Below are 3,866 nucleotides of genomic sequence, written 5' to 3' on the forward strand. Positions count from 1 at the left end.
GGGTCCCGCCAGGGCCCAATGTGTACATCGTCACCCCCCAAACGCGGGACCCGCCAACTCTCGATCCGGTTCGCCCGCCCCTTCGTCCGCCCCTTCGTTGGCGCAAAGGAAAGATGTCCCCGGATGACGAAAAGCCACTCCGGGGCCGGGGGCCGGCCCGCGCCGCGGCGCTGGCGGGATCTGCCCGGCGTCTCGCTCCTGTCGATCGCCAGCCTGGCGGGCGCGACCGTTTCGACAGCCGCCACGGCCGCCGACACCCCTGCGGGATCCTTGATGTTGAAGGCCGGAGCGGCCTATGACGACAACGTCAGCAACAGCCAGATCGACACCGCCACCGGGCGCGGCGACTCTATAAAAACTCTCGGGTTGAACGCGAAATACCGTCTATACGATGACAAGAAAAATCATGTTTCCATAGGATACGAATTCAATCAGAGTCTGCATACTAGACTTCATGGATTTGATATTCAAAGTCACGTCGTGAGTTTCGATGCCTCTAGAAAATTTGGATCTTCCACTCTAGTAATAGACTATTCCAGAGACTATATTATATTTGGCGGATCTCCATTTTTGTCAATAGAAATCGTCAATCCGTCTATATTTACACCGATCAGATCAAATATATTCGTCAGGGGATCCTATCTCATCCTCAACGAGAGCTTTTCCAAGGATCGACGACGCAATGCCGTGCATCAACAACCGGAATTGCAGGCTTTCTATTTCTTTGACCATTCGAAAGCCTATGTCCTGCTGAGTGGCAACTACCAGCGGGAAATGACGAGCGGCCCGGAGTTTTCCTATGGGGGATACGGCCTGAGCGCCAACCTCGCTCTCCCTGTCAATCTGTTGAAGCAGAAGGGAAAGATCAAATTTGGTTACGACTTCATTCGCCGAGACTATAACAATATAACGCCGTCTATAAAGTCGATCCGTGAAGATCAGTGGTCCGTCGTCAAGGCGCGGCTCGAATTTCCGGTATCAAGCAAGATTCTCTTTTCAATAGACTACAAATATAGTGACAGATATTCAAATCTGCCGTCGGCGGCCTCCAAGGAAGGCCTCCTGACCACGGAATTTTCCTACAAGTTCTGACCCCTGCAAGCGTCCGGACGGAGGTCGGTCCCACGCGGAAATGTCCGTCGCCTTCGGCAGGCTGCCCATGGCGGCGGTCGCTGGCGCCTCCCATCCGGGCTGGTGAAACCCCGCCCCCTTTCCGCGAGCCGAGCCATGACCCCAGCCTTTGGAGCCCATTCAACGACAGACGAGGTGTTAGCGGGCGTCGACCTGACCGGCAGGCGCGTGCTGGTCACCGGCGTGTCGGCGGGACTGGGCGTGGAGACCGCCCGGGCCCTGGTCGCCCACGGGGCGCAGGTTGTTGGCGCGGCGCGCGATCTTGCCAAGGCGAAGACCGCCACCGAGCCGGCGCGGGCCGGCGCCGCCCTGGGCGGAAGCCTCGAACTCGTCGAGCTGGATCTGGCGTCGCTGGCCAGCGTGCGCGCCTGCGCCAAGGGCCTGATGGCCGACGGCCGAGCCTTCGACATGGTGATCTGCAACGCCGGCGTGATGGCCACGCCCTTCGGCAGGACCACGGACGGTTTCGAAACCCAGTTCGGGACCAATCACCTGGGCCACTTCGTCCTGGCCAACCGGATCGCCTCGCGGATGGCGCCCGGTGCGCGGCTGGTCTGCCTCTCGTCGGCCGGCCACCGATTCTCCGATGTCGATCTGGACGATCCGAACTTCGAGCGCACGCCCTATGCCGAGTTCGTCGCCTATGGCCGCTCCAAGACCGCCAATGTGCTGTTCGCCGTGGAGTTCGACCGCCGCCACAGGCCCCGGGGCGTGCGGGCGACCGCGGTCCATCCGGGCGGCATACACACCGAGCTTGGCCGCCACATGTCGCCCGAGGTGATCCGGCAGATGACCGACGCCGCGCAGGCCAGTCAGGCGGCCGGCCAGTTCGTCTGGAAGACCATCCCGCAAGGCGTCGCGACCAGCGTCTGGGCCGCCGCGGTGGCTCCGGCGGACCGGGTCGGCGGCCAGTATTGCGAGGACTGCCACGTGGCCGAGCGCCAGACCGAGACCGGCGCGCGCGGCGGCGTGCAGCCCTATGCCCTCGATCCCGACCGGGCCCGGGCGCTGTGGGCCAAGAGCGAGGCGATGGTCGGCGAGACCTTCTGACCTCCAGGGCAACGTGGGTAGACCCTGTCACGGCAGACTTGACTCAGGTCAGCCGGGACAAAACAGGGTCGTCGCTTATATCTGGAGCCCTTCTCCTCCACTCAGGTCGAGCCAACCTCAGTGGGAAGGGCTCTAGGCCAGTCCCAACGCCCCCCACAGGCCCATCGCCAGGCCGAAGGCGCGCGTATCGCCCGTGGTCGTGCCGGCCATCCGGTTCATCGCGTAGGCGATGCTGGTTCGGGCCTTCATGTCGATGATCGCCAGCGACCCGCCATAGCCGCCCCAGAACATGCTGTCGTCGGGGTTGGGCAGCGGGACGACGCCGCCGGCCAGGCCGAAGCCCAGGCCAAACCGGGCCGGGCCGCCCAGGATCAGGTCGTCGCCCTCGATCTGCAGCGCCAGCGCCTTGCGGCAACCGGCTTCGGAGAGGAACCGCCTGCCCCTGGCCACCCCGCCGTTGGCCAGGATGGCGTGGATCTCGGCGATCGAGCGGGCGTTGCCGGTTCCGCCGGCGGCCGGGATCTCAGCGCCGCGCCAGCCCCGGGTGCGGGTGGCTGAGACGTCGATGACCGGATTGTTGAAGGTCATCGCCTGGGCCGGCGTCTGCTTGCCGTCGCCGGCCGCCGTGCCCCGCGGCGGCGGAATCAGTTCGGCGACGCGGGCGTCGTGGGCGGCGGGCAGGCCGATGTGGAAATCCGCGCCGAGGGGCTCGGCGATCTCCTGGCGGAAGAAGGTTCCCAGAGTCTGGCCGGTGATCCGGCGCACCACTTCGCCGATCAGATAGCCCTGGGTGATGGCGTGATAGCCGGGCTGCGTCCCCGGCGCCCACAGGGGCGCCTGGGCGGCCAGCAGGGTGGTCACCTTCTCCCAGTCGTAGAGATCCTCGGTGGTGACCGGCGCTTCCCAGCCGGGTAGGCCCGCCGCGTGGCTCATCAGGTGACTGACCTTGACGCCCGCCTTGCCGCTGCCTGCGAATTCCGGCCAGTAGCGGGCCACGGGCGCGTCGAAATCGAGGTCGCCGCGGTCGGCCAGGATCAGGGCGCACAGCGCGGTCATGGTCTTGGTGGTCGAATAGACGTTGACGATGGTGTCGCGCGCCCAGGCCCTGGTCCCCGCCGCGTCTGCGAACCCGCCCCACAGATCGACCACCGTCTCGCCCTCGAGGGTGGCGCAGAACGAGGCGCCGAGATCGGCCCCGCTCGCCAGATTGGCGGCGAACGCCTCGCGGACGGCCGCGAACCGTTCGTCGGCGAGCCCTTGCACGGATCCGTCGGCCATCGCGAGTATCTCCTAGGTTTCGTCCTTCCTAGCGAAGACCGGCGACGAGGTCACGCCGCACGGCCTGGTCGGAGCTTGACTATGGCGACGGCCCCGGCGAAGTCTTGGCGCACGGGGACGGGGACGGGGGAACTCTCGGATGCGCAAACTGATCGTGTTCACCGCGGCGGCGGCGGCCCTGCTGGTGGCCAGCTGCAACACCCTGTCCGGGGTCGGCATGGACGTCGTCGCGGCCGGCATGGCCGTCACCCAGTCGGCGGAAGACGCCAGGAAATAGGCCCGCCATTCTCGCCAGAAGGAGAGTTCCTTTCCGCACCCGGCACGCCCATATAGCGGCCATGTCCGAGATCGTTCATCCGCTGCGCCGCTCGATCCTGCGGGGCGTTTCCGGGCGCTGCCCGGCCTGC

Annotated in this window: 4 protein-coding genes; 3 read left to right on the top strand and 1 reads right to left on the bottom strand. The window is 65.4% G+C overall.

From position 1 onward, the window contains the following. Positions 1 to 123 precede the first annotated feature (123 nt). Positions 124 to 1,092: a hypothetical protein gene (locus RMN86_RS14600; RefSeq protein WP_309606588.1), complete on the top strand. Its 969-nt coding sequence runs from the start codon at positions 124 to 126 to the stop codon at positions 1,090 to 1,092. Between the two features lie 135 nt (positions 1,093 to 1,227). Next, positions 1,228 to 2,181 carry an SDR family NAD(P)-dependent oxidoreductase gene (locus tag RMN86_RS14605; RefSeq protein WP_309606589.1) on the top strand — a complete coding sequence of 318 codons (954 nt, stop codon included), beginning with the start codon at positions 1,228 to 1,230 and terminating at the stop codon, positions 2,179 to 2,181. 132 nt (positions 2,182 to 2,313) lie between these two features. On the opposite strand, the gene RMN86_RS14610 is transcribed toward RMN86_RS14605, so the two are convergent. Further along, positions 2,314 to 3,459 carry a serine hydrolase domain-containing protein gene (locus RMN86_RS14610; protein WP_309606590.1) on the bottom strand — a complete coding sequence of 382 codons (1,146 nt, stop codon included), beginning with the start codon at positions 3,457 to 3,459 and terminating at the stop codon, positions 2,314 to 2,316. A 139-nt stretch (positions 3,460 to 3,598) separates the two neighbouring features. On the opposite strand from RMN86_RS14610, the gene RMN86_RS14615 reads away from it, so the two are divergent. Continuing rightward, entirely contained in the window at positions 3,599 to 3,736 is a 138-nt protein-coding gene (locus RMN86_RS14615) for an entericidin EcnA/B family protein (protein WP_309606591.1), read from the top strand. Positions 3,737 to 3,866 lie beyond the last annotated feature (130 nt).

The organism is Phenylobacterium sp. (assembly GCF_031360265.1).
In the GTDB taxonomy this organism is placed as follows: Bacteria; Pseudomonadota; Alphaproteobacteria; order Caulobacterales; family Caulobacteraceae; genus Phenylobacterium.

Excerpts from the sequence above, each read along its gene's own strand:
- RMN86_RS14600 (WP_309606588.1), top strand. The coding sequence starts at position 124 with ATGACGAAAAGCCACTCCGGGGCCGGGGGCCGGCCCGCGCCGCGGCGC.
- RMN86_RS14605 (WP_309606589.1), top strand. The coding sequence starts at position 1,228 with ATGACCCCAGCCTTTGGAGCCCATTCAACGACAGACGAGGTGTTAGCG.
- RMN86_RS14610 (WP_309606590.1), bottom strand. The coding sequence starts at position 3,459 with ATGGCCGACGGATCCGTGCAAGGGCTCGCCGACGAACGGTTCGCGGCC.
- RMN86_RS14615 (WP_309606591.1), top strand. The coding sequence starts at position 3,599 with ATGCGCAAACTGATCGTGTTCACCGCGGCGGCGGCGGCCCTGCTGGTG.